Genomic DNA, 17,388 nt, shown 5'->3' with positions numbered 1-17,388 from the left:
ATATTTTTTGAATAAGGGGAGATTGTATAGTGGAAAGAGTAGTAGGAACTGTTGTTAGAGGGTTACGTTGCCCTATTATTAAAGAAGGTGACAGTATTGAAAATATAGTTGTTGAAAGCGTATTAAAAGCATCTGAAGTTGAAGGATTTGAAATTCAAGATAAGGATGTAGTTACAGTTACTGAATCAATAGTAGCTCGTGCTCAAGGTAACTATGCTTCAATAGATAATATAGCTAAGGATGTACAAGCTAAATTTAGTGAAGATACAATAGGTGTTATATTCCCAATTCTTAGCCGTAACCGTTTTGCTATATGCTTAAGAGGAATTGCTAAAGGAGCTCATAAGAAAATAGTTCTTATGCTTAGCTACCCTTCTGATGAAGTTGGTAATCACTTAGTTGATTTAGACATGTTAGATGAAAAGGGAGTTAACCCATGGACTGATGTTTTAACAGAAGCAAAATTCCGTGAGCTATTTGGATATAATAAGCATCCTTTCACTGGTGTTGACTATGTTGAATACTACAAGTCATTAATTGAAGAATATGGTGTAGAATGTGAAGTAATCTTCTCTAATGATGCAAAGACAATTTTAAATTATACAAAGAGTGTACTAGCTTGTGATATTCACTCAAGATTTAGAACTAAGAGAATCTTAAAGGCTAATGGTGGAGAAAAGATATACAGTCTTGATAACATATTATCAGAATCAATTGATGGAAGTGGATGTAATGAAGCTTATGGTCTTTTAGGTTCTAACAAATCTACAGAAGACAAAGTTAAGCTTTTCCCTCGTAACTGTCAACCAATAGTTGATAAAATTCAAGCTCTATTAAAAGAAAAGACAGGAAAAGAAGTTGAAGTTATGGTTTATGGAGATGGTGCTTTCAAGGATCCTGTAGGTAAAATATGGGAACTTGCTGACCCAGTTGTATCTCCTGCTTATACTGCTGGATTAGAAGGAACTCCAAATGAAATTAAATTAAAATACCTTGCTGATAATGATTTCGCTGATTTAAAGGGTGAAGAATTAAAGAAGGCTATATCTGAATACATTAAGAATAAGGATGCAGACTTAGTTGGTAATATGGCTTCTCAAGGAACAACTCCAAGAAGACTTACTGATTTAATAGGTTCTTTATCTGATTTAACATCTGGTAGTGGTGATAAAGGAACTCCTATTATATACATCCAAGGATATTTTGATAACTATACTAAATAGTATAATAATTAAGGGTTAAATTCTCACAATGAGAATTTAACCCTTTTATTTCTTATTTCCAAAGGCTTGGATCTTTATAATAATTAACTCCCTGAAGTTCTAATCTCTTTGCATTTTCTTTCATTCTTTGAATATATTCTCCAGTATTTCTACCTTCTTTAGGAGTCCATCCTATTTCTGCATATCCTAAGACTCTTGGGTAAATCATATAATCCATATCCTCTTGATTTCTTAAGGTTTCACTCCAAAGAGGAGCTTCAATTTCTAAAATCAACTCCTTAGGAGCACAATTAGTAGGATCCCAATCATATCCTTTAATTATTGAAATATATCCAGCCCATTTTAACCCAAGCTTTATATCTTCATGATACTTCATATCTAAATATGATTTTTTAGCTATTGAAATTATCATTTTTAAATTCTTTTCCCTTGCTACCTTATTAGAACCAGACCAGTTTTGAAGAATGAAGTTAGAAGATATATCTTCTGATGTATCTGCTGGATCCCATCCAATTGGAACTTTTCCGTGATTCTCTACTATTTTAGAAACTCTACCCATAAAATACTTATAATCTTCTTTTGATGTACTATCAGCCTCATCACCACCTATATGAATGTATTTAGAAGGTGATATTTCTGAAACTTCCCTTATTATATCTTCAATAAATTTATAAGTTTTCTCATCTCTACACATTAAAGAACTAAATCCAATATCTATACCTGTATAATGCTCCTTCTTCTTACCATCAGAATTTAAGAACCCATAGGATGCTAACGCAGAATTTGTATGACCCGGCATATCAAATTCTGGTATAACCTCAATATATCTATCAGCAGCATATTTAACTATTTCCTTAAAATCATCTTGAGTGTAATAACCACCTTTTCCTCCACCAACCTCACTTTTAGAGCCAATATTAGTTAAATCAGGCCACTTTTTAATTTCTAACCTCCACCCTTGATCATCACTTAAATGTAAATGAAGCTTATTAATTTTATATTGAGCCACTAAATCTATCTGCCGCTTTATGTCTTCAACAGGAAAAAAGTGCCTTGCTACATCTATCATTATCCCTCTGTATTCATATTCTGGCATGTCCTCTATTTCTACAAAAGGAATGCTCCAATGATGATTTTTTACAACCTCCCTTGACTCTATCTCTACTGGTAATAGCTGTCTTAAACTTTGTATTCCTCTAAATATTCCTTCAGGTGAGTATGCAACAATTTCAATCCCTTTCTCTGTTACAAATAACTTGTATCCCTCATCACCTAAGTTTTTTTCCCCATTTACAGTAGTTAATGTTATACTATTATTCATTTCACCTAATGACTTATGAATAATTAGTTCAAAGTCTGTAGATGGTTTAATCTTATCTTTAAAATACTTCCCTATCTTATATATCTCTTCTGTTTCTTCTTCACTATTTCCTTTTACATATATAATTGTATCCTTTGATAATGAAAATTCCCCTTCTCCTTTTTTATAACTTAAAGGTTTAGGTAGAATATAATTATCTAACTTAGGTGTTTCCTTAACAGTTAGTTCATTATTATCTGCACAACCTATAAAATTAAATATTAGTATTACCCCAAAAAATAAGCATAAAGTTGAAATATTAAAGTTACTTTTGAATTTCCCACTCATAACCTCCCCCCTTTGAAATTACTCATTATAAATTCCTATTGCTTCCATATAATCAATATACACTAATATCCTAAAATATTGTATATAGTAGTAGTTTCCTTAAATTAAAAACCACCTAAAATTAGGTGGTTTATTACTATACCTTATTATTTTTCAGTACCATTCATTATTCTAATAATATTTGATTTATGCCTTACAATTAATAATAGTGTAGATAAAAACGCTGAAATTGTAATTGTCATATCTGCTCCTGTTAATAAACAAGTGATTGGCATAGATATTCCAAGAGCTATAGACCTAATAGATACTATTTTAGTAAAATACTTTAATATAAAATAAGTAGCTACTCCTACTACTACTGATAAAGGACTTAATAAAAAGAAAGATCCTAGAGTTGTGTTAACTCCCTTTCCTCCCTTAAAAGATAGAAAAGGTGTAAAATTATGTCCTAGTATAGAAGCTAATGCTACTAATGATACATATAGAGAATAATCCATATCTATAAGTCCACTTTTATGTATCCCTATTGCTATTGCTACAGGTACAAGCCCCTTTAATACATCAATAACCTGTGTTGCTACTGCCAATTTATGACCTAATACTCTTCTAACATTTGTCGAACCAATATTTCCACTACCTTCAGTTCTTATATCTACTCCCTTAAACTTCTTAGCTAAAATAAATCCTGTAGGTATAGCCCCTATAAAAAATGAAGCAATAATACTTAATATTGTCATAAACTCCTCCATCTGTCTTAGTTTTTTTCGTCTTATTATAACAAAATTTGCGCTTATAGTCAGTTAAAAATCCTATTTAATTTGCAAATTTAATAACTTTGTTAGATGTAACGCTTGCATCGTTGTAACAATAGCTCCCCTAACATCTTCAATATCTACATTTATACCATCTATGTCACAGGAGGTTAAATCCACCTTTTCAAAGGAAGTTTTGTTACAATATGCATTTATAAAACTACTTTCCTCAACTGATAACTTCTTATGTTTAACCTCTTGAAAGGTTGCTTCTTCAAAATCACTATTTAATATATTCATCCCATTTACTTTTGAAAAAGAGAAATTAGAATATCTTCCTATAGAATCTTTAATTAGTACATCCTTTATATTACTTTCATCAAACCTTGTACCAACAAGCTTACAATTTACAAATTCTACTCTATGAATTCCACTATTACTTAAGTTAACATTTGATAAATCACAGCTTTCAAATCTAGTATCTATTAAATCAAGATTTTCAAAAGAACAATTTGTAAATACAACATTTTTAAACTTGCATGAATCTATAGTTAATCCTCGTTCATTTTTTCCTTCTATAGAATATCCCTCAACAATCTTACTTACTATTTCTTCTGCATATATAACTTCATCATAAAAATCTTGAACATCTTCTAAATTTATAAATTTAGGCTTCTGTATCTTAACCATATACCTCTCCTACTATCTATATAAATTCTTTATTAAGCTAGTCTACTTTATATAATTCCTTAGATATTATACTCCTACATGGTGCAGATGCCAATTATTTATTTTATATTTAACTAGCATTTAAAAGCTATCTATATTATTATTAATTTAAACATTAATTAAAGGTAGGTACAAAAATGAATACATATTTAATAACTTATTATTTAAAAGAAGAATCTCATTCTTGTGGATGTGAAAACCACGGTGACCATGATCATCACCACCATCATCATGAAGAACGTGATGACTATGAAGTAACAGCACATATTAAAACATTAGGAGCATGGGCTCATTTAATGCCTACAAGTTTCTTAGTAAAAACTGATAAGAACTCTGAAGAAATAGTTTCATTCTTAAAAGACTTCTTAGAAGAAAAAGATATGATTTTTGTAAATAAAGTTGATAAAGAAGATTTAGCTTCACTTACACCTGGTGTTGTAGAATGGATTAGACAATAAAATTAGAGAGGGTATTTATTTTGCTTATTCTGTTCAAAATAAATATCCTCTCTTTTTATAATAAAATCAATGATTTATTACTTCTTCAACTAATTTAAATAGTCTTTTATTATATTTCCATCTAATACTTCTATAACTCTATCTGCCTTTTCAGCTATTCTGTTATCATGAGTTATTATTACAAAGGTTGTATTATACTTTTTATTAATATCTCTAAGTAGATTATATATATCATTAGTCGTATTTGAATCTAAATTTCCTGTTGGTTCATCTGCCAAAATTATTTTAGGACTATTTATTAATGCTCTAGCTATTGCTGCTCTTTGTTGCTGTCCTCCAGATAAATCTGTAGCCATGTTATTTTTAACTTTAGTTAATCCTACTAAATCTATAAGCTCATTAGCCCTTTCTAGGATTTCCTTGTTTACTTTCTTTCCTGATATGGAATAAGGCATTAATATATTTTCAATAACTGTAAATTCAGGTAAAAGATAATGAAACTGAAATATAAAGCCTAGTTCACTATTTCTTAAATCAGCAAGTTCATTCTTGTTCATACCTTCTACATTAATACCATTAATATAAAGTGTTCCACTACTTCCTTTAGATAAAGTTCCCATTATGTTTAGCAATGTACTTTTACCACTTCCACTTTGTCCTATAATAGAAACAAATTCTCCTTCGTTTATTGTTAGATCTGTATTATTTAATACCTTAGTTTTTACTTTTTCTCCATATACTTTTGTTATATTTTTAAGCTCTAATGCACTCATAACTTCCTCCTAATTGTTTCTTATAATATCTATCGGATCTAATTTAAGTGACTTTTTAGCTGCTATTATTGAAGCTAAAACTGCTGCTAAAATTGAAATAACTATGCTCATTAAAATAAACCCATAATACATATTTCCTGGAACTAATGGACTTCCATCAGATGTTTTAACCATAACTGTGAATATTTTAAATAAGGTTATTCCTAATATTCCTCCAGATAAAGCTCCAACTACACCAAAAATTAATCCTTGAAGTATAAAAATAGCTGCTGCACTTCTATTTCTTATTCCCATTGCCTTAAGTATTCCTATTTGCTTTGACTTTTGAATAACTGAAATAGCTAACACTCCAGCAATACTCATAGTTACAGATATTATAATAAATACTTGTATTGTAATACTTGATGTCTTCTGTCCACTTAATGCATCTAATAAACTTTCATTATCCTCTTTCCAATTTACAATATCTAAATCACTAGGAATGTAGGAAGATATACTTTTACTAATTTCATCACTCTCAAAAACATATTCATTATTAATCCTCATTTCTATAGAAGACACTTCCCCATCTTTAGAAAAAATATTTTGAGAGTTAGTTAATGTTGTAATTACCCATGAATCATTCATTCCTTTTACTTTCAAGTCAACTATTCCAGTTACCTTAACCTTCTTTTCCCCAATGCTAGGTGATGAAAACATTAATTCATCATCCACTTTTAAACTTAAATCTTCACTTAATCCCTTACCAATTAACACTTCATTTTCATTTTCAGGAAATTTACCTTCACTTATTTTATTAGTTAAATCATAGATATCATTTTCTTTAGATAAATCTAATCCTCTAACTATAATTGATTTATTAGAATCTCCTTCTTTTACTATTGCAGGATTATCTAATACCCCCATTATATTTGTAATCTTATCTTCTTTATCTTTTATATTAGATATAATCTCATTATAATTAGATATCCCCTTATCTTTTGAAGAAACTGTTATCTGAGAGGTATTACCTATTGTTTTATTTAATAAATTATCATTTAAGTTATTAATAAGTAACCCTAAGAAAAGTTGTACTGTGACTCCTAAAGCAATACCTAATGCTATTAAAATTGTCTGAGCTTTATTAGACTTTATAAATCTATAAGCTATTTTAAAATTATTTCTCATTGTTTTTCCCTCACTTTTTTCTTTTGTCACTACTACTTTAATGGAGAGATATTTATTCTAAATAAAAATGGTCTTAATTCCATCTTAATTAATTTACATAAATATTTTAGGAAAAACTATTTATGTTATAATTTATAAAAAACAAAGGATGATTGAAATGAATAAAATTTTATTAATAGATGATGAAATTGAAATTTTAGATATTTTAACTACTGTTTTAGAAATGGAAGGTTTTAAGTATATATATAGGGCAACTTCAGGAAAAGAAGGAATAGAATTATTTAGAAAAGAAAATCATGATATAGTACTTTTAGATATAATGCTTCCAGACATTATAGGATATGATGTTTTTAAAGAAATAAGAAAAATAAGTGAAGTTCCAATACTCTTTCTTTCAGCAAAATCAGAAGAAGTAGATAGACTTCTAGGCTTTGCCCTAGGAGCTGATGATTATATTACAAAACCTTTTAGTGCAAGAGAAGTTGCTTTTAGGGTTAAAGCTCGTCTTAGAACCTTTAGTAAAATCAGTATAGATGATAATAAAATAATTAAATTTGACAATATAGAAATACATAAAGATAAAGGAACAGTATATAAGGATGGTAACCTTTTAGAATTTACTGCAAAAGAGTTAAAGCTTCTTTTATACTTTATTGATAATCCTAATAGAATTTTAAGTAAAGAGATGATCTGTAATGAAGTTTGGGGTGAAGATTTCTTTGGATATGACAATACTATAACTGTTCATATTAGAAAGCTTAGAAAGAAAATTGAAAAGGATCCCTCAAATCCTAAATATATAACTACAGTAATAGGGCTTGGATATAAATTTATAAAGGAGGGTAAAAATGATATTTAAACCTTCATTAAAATTTATAGTTTCTTCTATAATTGCAATAATATTAATTTGCATAACAATAGGACTATATGATGTAAGTGTTAAACATAGCTTTGCTTCAGACTATTATCCTTCTGACTTTATTAATTCATTTAAAACACATATACATTTAGATAATAATGATAATATTTATGTAGATTCTGAAGGTTTAGCTTTACTAAATAGTAATGATGTAAAACTACAAATACTAGATAAAAATAATAAGGAAGTTTATAGCTATAATAAACCAAAGGACTATCCAAAAGAATATAATAATGAAATCTTAATTAATCTATATACAAATACAGATCAAACTATGTTTTTATTTTCCAATTATTTCCAAGGAAATGATTATACTACTATTTTGTTTTTTAATCCTAATAAAGTTGAAAGATTAATATTTGCTTATAATAAAGACCAATTAATTAAAGCTCATAACTTTCCATTGTTTATAGCAATAGTTATAATTTTTATACTACTTATTAGCTGCATTTATTTAATACATATTACCCGTCCAATTAAGAGATTAGTCCATAGAATTAATAACCTATCCAAAGGGAAATATTCTATAGAGAATGTTGGGAAAGGAATATATTCAGATGTTAGAGAAAGTCTAAATATACTTTCAAATAGGCTGTATACTAATGAACTTGAAAGAAATAAACTAGAGGAAATGAGAAAAGAATGGATTTCAAATATATCTCATGATATAAAAACTCCCTTAACTTCAATTAGGGGAAATGCAGAAATAATGTCTGTAAAAGATTATAAAATTAATGATGAACAAAGAATTCGGTATTCTAACATAATTATTAATAAGGTTGATTACATTAAAAATTTAGTTGAGGATTTAAACCTTTCCTCTCATCTTAAAGATAAAAATTTACTATTAAATAAAAAAGAAGTTAATATTATTTCCCTAATAAGACATGTAATAATAGATATAATGAATGATGACAAATTTAATAATGGCTCAATTAATTTTACTTTTTATGAGAAAGATATAAAGATTAATTTAGATGAAAACTTAATTAAAAGAGTTTTTATTAATTTAATTATAAACGCCTTCCTTCATAACGACTATAAGGTTAATGTAGAAGTAAAGGTTGAAAGAATAAATAAGTCTAAGGTGAAAATTGTAATAAAAGATGATGGCAAAGGTGTATCCCCAAAAGACTTAAGATACATTTTTGAAAGATATTATAGAGGCACTAATACATCAAGCCAGATAGAAGGTTCTGGATTAGGTATGGCAATAGCTCACGATATAATAGAAGCACATTCAGGGGCTATTTATGCTGAAAGTCTTGAAGGTAACGGAATGAAAATAACTATACTTTTATAGACGTAAGAAAAGAACTGCCTAAGGCAGTTCTTTTAAAATTCTTTACTATTTTATATTGAAAAATGCTTTTCTTCCTCTATATTCAGCTACATCTTCTAATTCTTCTTCAATTCTAAGTAATTGATTGTACTTAGCAACTCTTTCAGATCTTGCTGGTGCACCAGTTTTAATTTGTCCTGCATTAACAGCAACAACTAAATCAGCTATTGTTGTATCTTCAGTTTCTCCTGATCTATGAGAAACTACTGCAGTCATTCCTGCTCTGTTAGCCATTTCAATAGCATTTAAAGTTTCAGTTAAAGTACCGATTTGATTAAGCTTAATAAGAATTGAGTTAGCAACTCCCTTTTCAATTCCCATTTCTAATCTTTCAGTGTTAGTTACAAATAAGTCATCTCCAACTAATTGAACCTTCTTACCTAATCTGTCAGTAAGTAGCTTCCATCCTTCCCAATCTTCTTCAGCCATACCGTCTTCGATTGAAATTATTGGATACTTATCAACCCAAGCTTCTAAGAAATCAACCATTTCTTCAGCAGTTAAAGTCTTTCCTTCGTGTTCTAATACATACTTACCATCTTTATAGTATTCTGAAGATGCAGCATCGATAGCTATAAACATATCTTCTCCAGCCTTATATCCAGCCTTAGTTATAGCTTCGATAATAACTTCGATAGCTTCTTCGTTTGATTTAAGGTTTGGAGCGAATCCACCTTCATCTCCAATAGCTGTTGAATATCCCTTATCATGTAATGTCTTCTTTAAAGTGTGGTACACAGTAGCGCACATTCTCATAGCATCTGAAAAAGTTTTAGCCCCTACTGGCATAACCATGAATTCTTGTAAATCAACTGAGTTGTCTGCATGTGAACCACCATTTATAATGTTCATCATTGGCACTGGTAAAGTCTTAGCATTAACTCCTCCAATATACTTATAAAGAGGTAATCCTAATGAGTTAGCAGCTGCTTGTGCACATGCTAAAGATACACCTAAGATAGCATTAGCACCAAGCTTTCCTTTATTTGGTGTACCATCTAATTCAATCATAATTTTATCAATATATGTTTGGTCAAATACATTGCAACCTATTAATTCTTCTGCAATTATATCATTAACGTTTTTAACAGCATTTTCTACGCTCTTTCCTAAATAATTATCTTTGTCACCATCTCTTAATTCCACAGCTTCGTATATACCTGTTGATGCTCCTGAAGGTACAGCTGCTCTTCCTACTGTTCCATCTTCTAAGTAAACTTCAACCTCTACAGTAGGGAAACACCTAGAATCCAAAATTTGTCTTCCAACTATGTCGATTATTTCTACATAAGTTTTCATAAATATCACTCCTTTAATCTATATAAATAAAAATTTAGCTATTTTACAAAAGAGACCTACACATAGTGTATAGGCCTCCAACTATTTATAATTATGCAGTACAATTTATATGATTCATGATGTATTCAATTAAGTCAATGTAGTGTGTAAGTACATTGATAAAAATATTGTACCTTTCCATAATTGTAATTACTAATCACTATTGATTATTCTTCTCACCTAGATAATACTATTGTATAAATATTTTGTCAATACTTTTATTTAAATACCAACTGTGTATACTTTCTCCTAAAGTATTTACTAATCAACTAAATATTCTTCGAAGCTAGTTATATTATTCTTTTTCCCTATAACTACTATTAGTTCACCAGTCTTTAATATATAATCAGGTGATATTTCTAATATGGTTCCCCCCTTTCCTTCAATGGCAATAATATTAAGCTTGTACTTTTTTCGGATGTTTGACTCTCTTATTTGAATTCCATCAAGTTTTTTAGGAACCTCCATTTCACAAATATTTATATCATCGTTAAGCTCTATAAAATCTAAAGCCTTTGAATATAAAAGTCTATTAGCAACTCTTATAGCCATATCATTTTCTGGATATACTACTTCTGCCCCAATCTTTGTTAACACAGATCCATGGTCAAAACTTACTGCCTTTGCTATAACTCTTGGGATTCCCATATTAATTAAATTTAAAGCTGTAAGAATGCTAGCATCCATTTTTTCACCAATACATACAACTGCTGTCTCACAATTTTGTATTCCTGTCTCCTCTAATGTTTCTCTATCTAGTATCTCTACAACAAAAGCATTATTTGTATATTGCCTTATTTGTTTTATTTTGCTCTCATCACTATCTATAACTAATACTTCTTTTCCAGCTTCTATTAAAGTTTTTGCTAGAGCAAACCCAAACCTACCAAGTCCAATTATTCCATACTCCATAAATTTATTCTCTTTAAACATAAAATCCTCCTATCCAATAATTACAGACTCTTCTGAGTAATGTGCTTCTGGAAGCTTCTTTTGATACCAAATTGTTGCCATGGTAATAGGTCCAAGCCTTCCAATAAACATAATTAATACAATAATAAATTTACTTAATGAGGTAAGATGTGGCGTTATACCAGTAGATAATCCTACAGTTCCAAAGGCACTTGTAACCTCAAATAGTAATTGCATGAATGAATTTTCTGGCTCTAAGATACATAAAGTAAAAGTTCCTATTATAACTACTAAGAAAGCTAGAATAATAAGATTAAAAGCCTTCCATATTATACTTACAGGAAATTTCCTTTTAAATGCTCCACAGTGTTTATTAGTAGAATTAGCATACAAACTCTTAGCTATAATAAAGGCCGTAGTAGTCTTTACACCACCACCTGTTGATCCAGGGGATGCTCCTATAAACATTAAGATTATCAATGTAAATAACCCCGCATTTGTAAATGTACCTAAGTTATATGTACTAAATCCTGCTGTCCTAGCTGAAGTACTAAAAAAGAAAGCTCCAAGCCAAGATATATTTTCTGTCATCTTTAATAGAATGGTACCAACTACAAGCAATAAAGTAGTCATTAACAATACAACCTTTGTATGAAGACAAAACTTCTTAAAAGATCTTTTTTCAAATATCTCCTTTATTACTAAAAAACCTAAACCGCCAAAGATAATAAGAAAACATGTTGTTAAATTTAAAAGAATATTACTTTGATATGGGATAAGATTTTGTAATCCCCCTAATATATCAAATCCAGAATTATTAAATGCAGCAATGGAGTGAAAAATACTTATTCCTAAAGCCTTTAATGGCTCGTAATCCTGGGAGAATACAATGTAACTTAGTATTACTCCTACTAATTCAAATAGTAAAGTCATTAAAAGCACCGCTTTAACTATTTTCACTAATCCTTTCATGCTCTCTAAATTCATAGCTTCTTTAATTATTTTACGTCCTTTAATACTTACCTTCTTACCTACTAGAAGTATAAAACCAACCCCTACTGAGGTAACACCAAGTCCACCAACTTGAATAAGCATTGCTACTACAGTTCGTCCAAAAACATTAAATGTATCTGCTGTATCAACAGCAATTAACCCTGTTACACATACAGCACTAGTAGAAGTAAATAATGCATCTATAAAGGATATTTCTACTCCTTCATTTAGCGAAATTGGTAACATTAATAATATGGTTCCCATAATTATAACTAGTGCAAATCCTAATACAATTAATCTGCCTGGACTAATCTTTTTTATTAGCGGCATACGATACACTCTCCTCAACAATAATTAATATTATTAAAATATTAAATGCTATTATATATCTGGTTTGTTTCCATAAATAAAATATAATGTTAAATGTTGGTTAACTTTTTTAAAAACCTCTTTATATACATTTCAAAAAATACGATACTATAATTATGGCTTTATTTTTATTAAAGAGATGGTATAAAAAGGAGGAGACTAAAATGTTTAAACTGCTAGATAAGATAACTACTTTATCATATGATCCATTTTATAATTTCATCAATTTATTTATGAATGATCTTGAAGATTGTATATGTATAAAAGACATTAATGGCAAATATATTAATGCCAATAATGCTTTTTGCAATTTACTTGGAGAAAAAAATAACAGTGGAGTAATCAATAAAACGTCTAAAGACTTCTTAGACTATTATAGTAATATGCAGGCTGAAAAAAATGATAAAAAAGCTTTTGCTAGTAAAGAAAAGTCTATAGTTGTGGAGAAAATTAAAATAAACAATACTACTATTTTCACCAAAGTTCATAGAATCCCTATAATAGATAATAATGAAGAATGTTACTCACTAATTATTATTCGTCAGATTGTACAACTTCATAATAAAGCTCATAATATTGATTTTAATAACAATTACACTATTCCATACCCGCAAAATAGCCTTTCAAATCCTATTAATGAAATATATGAATACATTGCTGATATATATAAAAACCTTAACCTAAGTGGCATTAGTCTATGGATATATGACCATACTACAAACCAGCTAAAAAAAGACTATGCATTAGGAATTTCAGAACTAACTCCAAAGAATCTTTGTTTCACTTTAAACTATAGTGCTGAAGAAATTCTATTAGATTGTAGTACCTTTAATAATTCTTTCAGTTTAGCAGAAGATTATTTATGGAATAATTATAATATTTTAAATCACCCTTATTATAAAAGAATGTTTAAAAATGAATATATGACTGTTTATCCACTAGTATCTGGTCATAATCTTTTAGGACTTATAACTGTTTATTTTACTAAAGATAATTTTAATTCTACTGTGAATAATTACATAAATAGCATAATTAAACGACTTATATTATCTCTTGATAACTTATATCTAACCAACTCATTAAAAAAAGAGTTAGAAGTTAAAGAGGAAATTAAAAAAGAATTTGAATACTTTCTAAATATATCAACAGATTTATATATAATCACTAATGATGATGGTATTATAAAAAAAGTTAGTAATAGCTTTTTAAAACTTTTAGGATGGTCAAATATAGATGTAGAAAATAAAAATTTAAATCTTTTATTAAGCCCTTTTTATAAAAATACATTACCCTCTATTAGTGAAATGAAAGAGAAATGTAACGATACTCATATCTATTGTAAGATATTAGCTAAAGATAATAGTACAAAACTAATAGAGCTTAGCTACTCTTATGATAAAAGCACTAAGCAAATTTTTATTATAGGAAAAAACATGGATGAATTATTAACTTTGCAAAATAGAATAAACTTAGAAACTCATAAATCTGAGTTTTTGGCAAATATGTCCCATGACTTTAAAACTCCTTTAAATATAATTATATCTGCTTCTCAATTAATTTTAGAAAATTTCGAAAACGATACCACAAGCGTTAATAATAAATATTGTAACTATCTAGAAAGCATAAAACATAATTCTTATCGACTGTTACGTCTAATTAATAATTTAATCGATGTAACAAAACTAGAAGATGGAGCTATACATTTATCTAAAGAAAATGTAAATGCAGTATATTTTTTAGAAAGCATTGTAACTTCTATTTCAGATTATATACATACTCTTGGTAAAAATATAATTTTTGATACTGACGAAGAAGAAGTATACTTATGCTGTGACCCTGAAAAAATTGAAAGAGTTATTTTAAACTTAATATCCAACTCTCTAAAATATACAAGTGATAATGGAATCATAAACATAACTATATCAACTGATTGGAAAAATAAAAGACTATATGTTTCAGTAAAAGATAATGGTATTGGTATATCAAAAGAAAATTCTCATTATATATTTAAAAGATTCACTCAAGTTAATAATGAAATAACAAACTCTAATAAAGGTAGTGGTATTGGTTTGAACATTGTAAAATCTATTATAGAGATGCATAACGGAGAAATTTATTTAAATGAGAAATATACCGAAGGAACAGAATTTATTTTTTATCTTCCTATTAAAAAATGTACTAATAACGAAATCAATTCTAAAACAAAATCTATTGATTCAAGAGTAGAAAGGTTTAACATAGAACTATCTGATATATATAAATTTAATTAATATATTAAAAATTGGCAGTAATAAGAACTATACTGCCAATTTTTATACTATATGACACCCCATACTTTTTATGCAAATATTTTATCTATAATATTATATTCCAAATTAATTCTTTTGTTAACTTATATAAGAGACTTATCTATAAACTTTCCTACAACTTCTACGGTAGGTTGAACATTAATAAATGCTTCCTCGTCAACCTCCATAAGAACTTTCTTTATAAAAAGTAATTCATGCTTTGAAATTACAGTAACAATTGAAGATAAAGGATCATTAGTATATCCACCTTTTAATGCAGTATGGACAGTAACACCCCTTAAATTATTAGCTAATAATGCTTTAACAACTTCCTTTTCTTTTCTTGTATATATATTTACTGTAAGTTTATATTGTTGAACATAGAATATATCCACAAGCTTTGTTGTAGCAAATATAGATACTAAACTATAAAGCCCCATCTCTATTCCATACATTATTCCTGCCAGAGAAACTATAATACCATTTAAAATAAATCCAATAACTCCAACTGATTTACCTGTAAGCTTTTGTACAACTAAAACAATTATATCCGTTCCAGCTGTTGAAAAGCCCGCCCTAAAACAAAGTCCTGATCCTACTCCAGTTAAAGCTCCTCCAAATATTGCAGCTAAGAAAATATTTTCAGTTATTAATGTCTCTGGTATAACCTTAATAAATAATGAAGCTGAAATTACAGCTAATAAACTATATATAGTAAATTTGTTGCCAAGCTTCTTCCAAGATAAATATAAAAGTGGCAAGTTAATTATTAATACCCAAGCAGATATATCAATATTAACTCCTATAAAGTCATTTCCTATTGATGATAAAAGCATAGATAACCCTGTTACCCCACCTGAATATACCTTTGCAGGTGTTAAAAAGCAATTTACACCTATTCCTGCTAGTATTCCATATAATAAAATTATTCCTATCCTTTGTAAAACTTTTTTATTCATTTTCAGCCCTCGTCCTATATTAGTTTTTCAAATGCTATTCTTTTGTTTCCATCTTCTAAATATATAATTCCACAATATTTAAAATCATTCTTTTCTAATAACCTTTGCATAGATATATTATCTTCATGTGTATCCACCTTTATACTATGTACATTCAAATCTAATGCTATCTTCTTAACACATTTAATCAAATAAGAAGATATTCCATTACCCTTTAAGTCATTATCTACAGCTATTCTATGTATTACAGCGTATTTTTCATTACTTAACCATTCTCCCTCATATATCTTATTATAAGTTACCTCCCCATTAAAGGATAAAGCTAGAGTCGCAATAATTTTATTATCCTTTTCTAGTACATAACTATAGCCATTATTAATATCCTCCATTATAGTATTCTCATTAGGATAATTATTTTGCCATTGATCGATACCTTTTGATTTAAAGTAACTTTGCGATTGGGATATTATTTTCATAACACTATTTACATCACTTATATTAGTCCTCCTAAATTCCATAACTCTCCTCCTTTGTTTTTTATTTTATTATACATAATACTTAAAATAAAAAAAACTAGCAAAGTTGCTAGTTTTCTTCATTTTATTAATAAGTTAATATCTCTGCTCCATCTTCAGTTATTAAAACTGTATATTCCCATTGAGCTGATGGTGAACCATCTTCTGTAATAGCTGTCCAATCATTATCAGAATCTACATATATATCTTTCTTACCCATATTAATCATTGGCTCTATTGTAAATATCATTCCTGGAACTAAAAGCATATCTGTTCCCTTCTTACCTACATGGGCAACAAATGGATCTTCATGGAATTGTATTCCAACTCCATGCCCCCCAAACTCTCTAACTACTGAATAACCATTTTTCTCAGCATGTGTTTGACAAGCCTCTGAAACATCCCCTAAGAATCCCCATGGCTTAGCTGCTTGAAGCCCTAAATCTAAACATTCCTTAGCTACTTTAACAAGCTTTTTAACCTCTGGATGCACGTTACCTATCATAAACATTCTTGATGCATCTGAAAAATATCCATTATATATAGTAGATACATCTACATTTATTATATCTCCATCCTTAAGTATTATATCCTTACTTGGAATTCCGTGACATACCTCTTCATTTATAGAAGTACAAACACTCTTAGGGAATCCTCCATAATTTAATGGTGCAGGAATTGCACCCTGTGAAACTGTAAAATCGTGTACTAATGTATTTATATCTTCTGTAGACATTCCTGCCTTTATATTTTCAGCAACTAAATCTAATACAGCTGTATTTATTTTAGCACTTTCTTTTATCCCTTGGATTTGAGCTTCATTTTTTATAATTTGTCTAGGTGGAACAATAGCACCTCTTAATCCATAAGATAGGATTTTTTCATCAAAGTTTAGGTGACAGTTCTTATATTTTTTTCCGCTACCACACCAACATGTGTCATTTCTACTTAATTTCATCCATATCTCTCCTTTTCCTTATCTATTATATACTATACTCCTATA

16 protein-coding genes are annotated in these 17,388 nt (G+C 28.7%); 5 read left to right on the top strand and 11 right to left on the bottom strand.

From position 1 onward, the window contains the following. Nucleotides 1-29 precede the first annotated feature (29 nt). Nucleotides 30-1,223 carry a coenzyme F420-0:L-glutamate ligase gene (locus DR024_RS16795; protein WP_111919363.1) on the top strand — a complete coding sequence of 398 codons (1,194 nt, stop codon included), beginning with the start codon at nucleotides 30-32 and terminating at the stop codon, nucleotides 1,221-1,223. Nucleotides 1,224-1,275: 52 nt separating this feature from the next. Here the strand turns inward: DR024_RS16795 and DR024_RS16790 are convergent, their stop codons facing one another. The 3 genes from DR024_RS16790 to DR024_RS16780 all read right to left on the bottom strand — a co-directional run bounded on the left by DR024_RS16790 (nucleotide 1,276) and on the right by DR024_RS16780 (nucleotide 4,313). After that, nucleotides 1,276-2,871, bottom strand: coding sequence for a beta-N-acetylhexosaminidase (locus DR024_RS16790; RefSeq protein WP_111919361.1), 1,596 nt, complete (start codon nucleotides 2,869-2,871; stop codon nucleotides 1,276-1,278). A gap of 146 nt (nucleotides 2,872-3,017) precedes the next feature. Further along, nucleotides 3,018-3,608 carry a glycerol-3-phosphate 1-O-acyltransferase PlsY gene (gene plsY / locus DR024_RS16785; RefSeq protein ID WP_034865941.1) on the bottom strand — a complete coding sequence of 197 codons (591 nt, stop codon included), beginning with the start codon at nucleotides 3,606-3,608 and terminating at the stop codon, nucleotides 3,018-3,020. A 72-nt stretch (nucleotides 3,609-3,680) separates the two neighbouring features. Beyond that, on the bottom strand, nucleotides 3,681-4,313 hold the full coding sequence (locus DR024_RS16780) for a pentapeptide repeat-containing protein (RefSeq protein ID WP_027097761.1): 633 nt from the start codon (nucleotides 4,311-4,313) through the stop codon (nucleotides 3,681-3,683). A gap of 176 nt (nucleotides 4,314-4,489) precedes the next feature. Between DR024_RS16780 and DR024_RS16775 the strand changes: the two genes are divergently transcribed. Then, the gene (locus tag DR024_RS16775) at nucleotides 4,490-4,810 is read left to right on the top strand and encodes a hypothetical protein (protein WP_027097760.1); all 321 of its coding nucleotides are present in this window, start codon (nucleotides 4,490-4,492) and stop codon (nucleotides 4,808-4,810) included. An 89-nt stretch (nucleotides 4,811-4,899) separates the two neighbouring features. Here DR024_RS16775 and DR024_RS16770 read toward each other — a convergent pair whose 3' ends face one another. After that, complete coding sequence (locus DR024_RS16770; RefSeq protein ID WP_027097759.1) at nucleotides 4,900-5,583, bottom strand: ABC transporter ATP-binding protein; 684 nt, start codon at nucleotides 5,581-5,583, stop codon at nucleotides 4,900-4,902. Between the two features lie 9 nt (nucleotides 5,584-5,592). Further along, nucleotides 5,593-6,750 (bottom strand): ABC transporter permease, encoded by a 1,158-nt coding sequence (locus tag DR024_RS16765; RefSeq protein ID WP_055183844.1) that lies wholly within the window; start codon nucleotides 6,748-6,750, stop codon nucleotides 5,593-5,595. A 157-nt stretch (nucleotides 6,751-6,907) separates the two neighbouring features. On the opposite strand from DR024_RS16765, the gene DR024_RS16760 reads away from it, so the two are divergent. Beyond that, complete coding sequence (locus DR024_RS16760) at nucleotides 6,908-7,609, top strand: response regulator transcription factor (RefSeq protein ID WP_242983116.1); 702 nt, start codon at nucleotides 6,908-6,910, stop codon at nucleotides 7,607-7,609. Beyond that, entirely contained in the window at nucleotides 7,599-8,972 is a 1,374-nt protein-coding gene (locus DR024_RS16755; protein ID WP_055183845.1) for a sensor histidine kinase, read from the top strand. Before DR024_RS16760 ends, DR024_RS16755 begins: the two co-directional genes overlap by 11 nt. A 45-nt stretch (nucleotides 8,973-9,017) precedes the next feature. On the opposite strand, the gene eno is transcribed toward DR024_RS16755, so the two are convergent. The 3 genes from eno to DR024_RS16740 all read right to left on the bottom strand — a co-directional run bounded on the left by eno (nucleotide 9,018) and on the right by DR024_RS16740 (nucleotide 12,584). Continuing rightward, on the bottom strand, nucleotides 9,018-10,310 hold the full coding sequence (gene eno / locus DR024_RS16750) for a phosphopyruvate hydratase (protein ID WP_027097755.1): 1,293 nt from the start codon (nucleotides 10,308-10,310) through the stop codon (nucleotides 9,018-9,020). Between the two features lie 300 nt (nucleotides 10,311-10,610). After that, the gene (locus DR024_RS16745) at nucleotides 10,611-11,282 is read right to left on the bottom strand and encodes a potassium channel family protein (RefSeq protein ID WP_027097754.1); all 672 of its coding nucleotides are present in this window, start codon (nucleotides 11,280-11,282) and stop codon (nucleotides 10,611-10,613) included. A gap of 9 nt (nucleotides 11,283-11,291) precedes the next feature. Continuing rightward, nucleotides 11,292-12,584 (bottom strand): TrkH family potassium uptake protein, encoded by a 1,293-nt coding sequence (locus DR024_RS16740; RefSeq protein WP_027097753.1) that lies wholly within the window; start codon nucleotides 12,582-12,584, stop codon nucleotides 11,292-11,294. Between the two features lie 203 nt (nucleotides 12,585-12,787). On the opposite strand from DR024_RS16740, the gene DR024_RS16735 reads away from it, so the two are divergent. Next, on the top strand, nucleotides 12,788-14,893 hold the full coding sequence (locus tag DR024_RS16735; protein WP_172458966.1) for an ATP-binding protein: 2,106 nt from the start codon (nucleotides 12,788-12,790) through the stop codon (nucleotides 14,891-14,893). A 122-nt stretch (nucleotides 14,894-15,015) separates the two neighbouring features. Here the strand turns inward: DR024_RS16735 and DR024_RS16730 are convergent, their stop codons facing one another. The 3 genes from DR024_RS16730 to DR024_RS16720 all read right to left on the bottom strand — a co-directional run bounded on the left by DR024_RS16730 (nucleotide 15,016) and on the right by DR024_RS16720 (nucleotide 17,343). Further along, a complete protein-coding gene (locus DR024_RS16730) occupies nucleotides 15,016-15,870 on the bottom strand; it encodes a YitT family protein (protein ID WP_027097752.1) in 855 nt (284 codons plus the stop codon). A gap of 14 nt (nucleotides 15,871-15,884) precedes the next feature. Beyond that, nucleotides 15,885-16,388 (bottom strand): GNAT family N-acetyltransferase, encoded by a 504-nt coding sequence (locus DR024_RS16725; protein WP_055183848.1) that lies wholly within the window; start codon nucleotides 16,386-16,388, stop codon nucleotides 15,885-15,887. An 85-nt stretch (nucleotides 16,389-16,473) separates the two neighbouring features. Further along, on the bottom strand, nucleotides 16,474-17,343 hold the full coding sequence (locus tag DR024_RS16720; protein ID WP_027097750.1) for a methionyl aminopeptidase: 870 nt from the start codon (nucleotides 17,341-17,343) through the stop codon (nucleotides 16,474-16,476). Nucleotides 17,344-17,388 lie beyond the last annotated feature (45 nt).

Origin of the sequence: Clostridium paraputrificum, assembly GCF_900447045.1 — a bacterium.
In the GTDB taxonomy this organism is placed as follows: Bacteria; Bacillota; Clostridia; order Clostridiales; family Clostridiaceae; genus Clostridium; species Clostridium paraputrificum.
Note: the sequence above shows the minus strand (reverse complement) of the source record. Positions and strands in the feature narration are given on the sequence as shown.

Coding starts and splice junctions, on each gene's coding strand:
- DR024_RS16790 (WP_111919361.1), bottom strand. CDS start 2,871: ATGAGTGGGAAATTCAAAAGTAACTTTAATATTTCAACTTTATGCTTA.
- plsY (WP_034865941.1), bottom strand. CDS start 3,608: ATGACAATATTAAGTATTATTGCTTCATTTTTTATAGGGGCTATACCT.
- DR024_RS16780 (WP_027097761.1), bottom strand. CDS start 4,313: ATGGTTAAGATACAGAAGCCTAAATTTATAAATTTAGAAGATGTTCAA.
- DR024_RS16775 (WP_027097760.1), top strand. CDS start 4,490: ATGAATACATATTTAATAACTTATTATTTAAAAGAAGAATCTCATTCT.
- DR024_RS16770 (WP_027097759.1), bottom strand. CDS start 5,583: ATGAGTGCATTAGAGCTTAAAAATATAACAAAAGTATATGGAGAAAAA.
- DR024_RS16765 (WP_055183844.1), bottom strand. CDS start 6,750: ATGAGAAATAATTTTAAAATAGCTTATAGATTTATAAAGTCTAATAAA.
- DR024_RS16760 (WP_242983116.1), top strand. CDS start 6,908: ATGAATAAAATTTTATTAATAGATGATGAAATTGAAATTTTAGATATT.
- DR024_RS16755 (WP_055183845.1), top strand. CDS start 7,599: ATGATATTTAAACCTTCATTAAAATTTATAGTTTCTTCTATAATTGCA.
- eno (WP_027097755.1), bottom strand. CDS start 10,310: ATGAAAACTTATGTAGAAATAATCGACATAGTTGGAAGACAAATTTTG.
- DR024_RS16745 (WP_027097754.1), bottom strand. CDS start 11,282: ATGTTTAAAGAGAATAAATTTATGGAGTATGGAATAATTGGACTTGGT.
- DR024_RS16740 (WP_027097753.1), bottom strand. CDS start 12,584: ATGCCGCTAATAAAAAAGATTAGTCCAGGCAGATTAATTGTATTAGGA.
- DR024_RS16735 (WP_172458966.1), top strand. CDS start 12,788: ATGTTTAAACTGCTAGATAAGATAACTACTTTATCATATGATCCATTT.
- DR024_RS16730 (WP_027097752.1), bottom strand. CDS start 15,870: ATGAATAAAAAAGTTTTACAAAGGATAGGAATAATTTTATTATATGGA.
- DR024_RS16725 (WP_055183848.1), bottom strand. CDS start 16,388: ATGGAATTTAGGAGGACTAATATAAGTGATGTAAATAGTGTTATGAAA.
- DR024_RS16720 (WP_027097750.1), bottom strand. CDS start 17,343: ATGAAATTAAGTAGAAATGACACATGTTGGTGTGGTAGCGGAAAAAAA.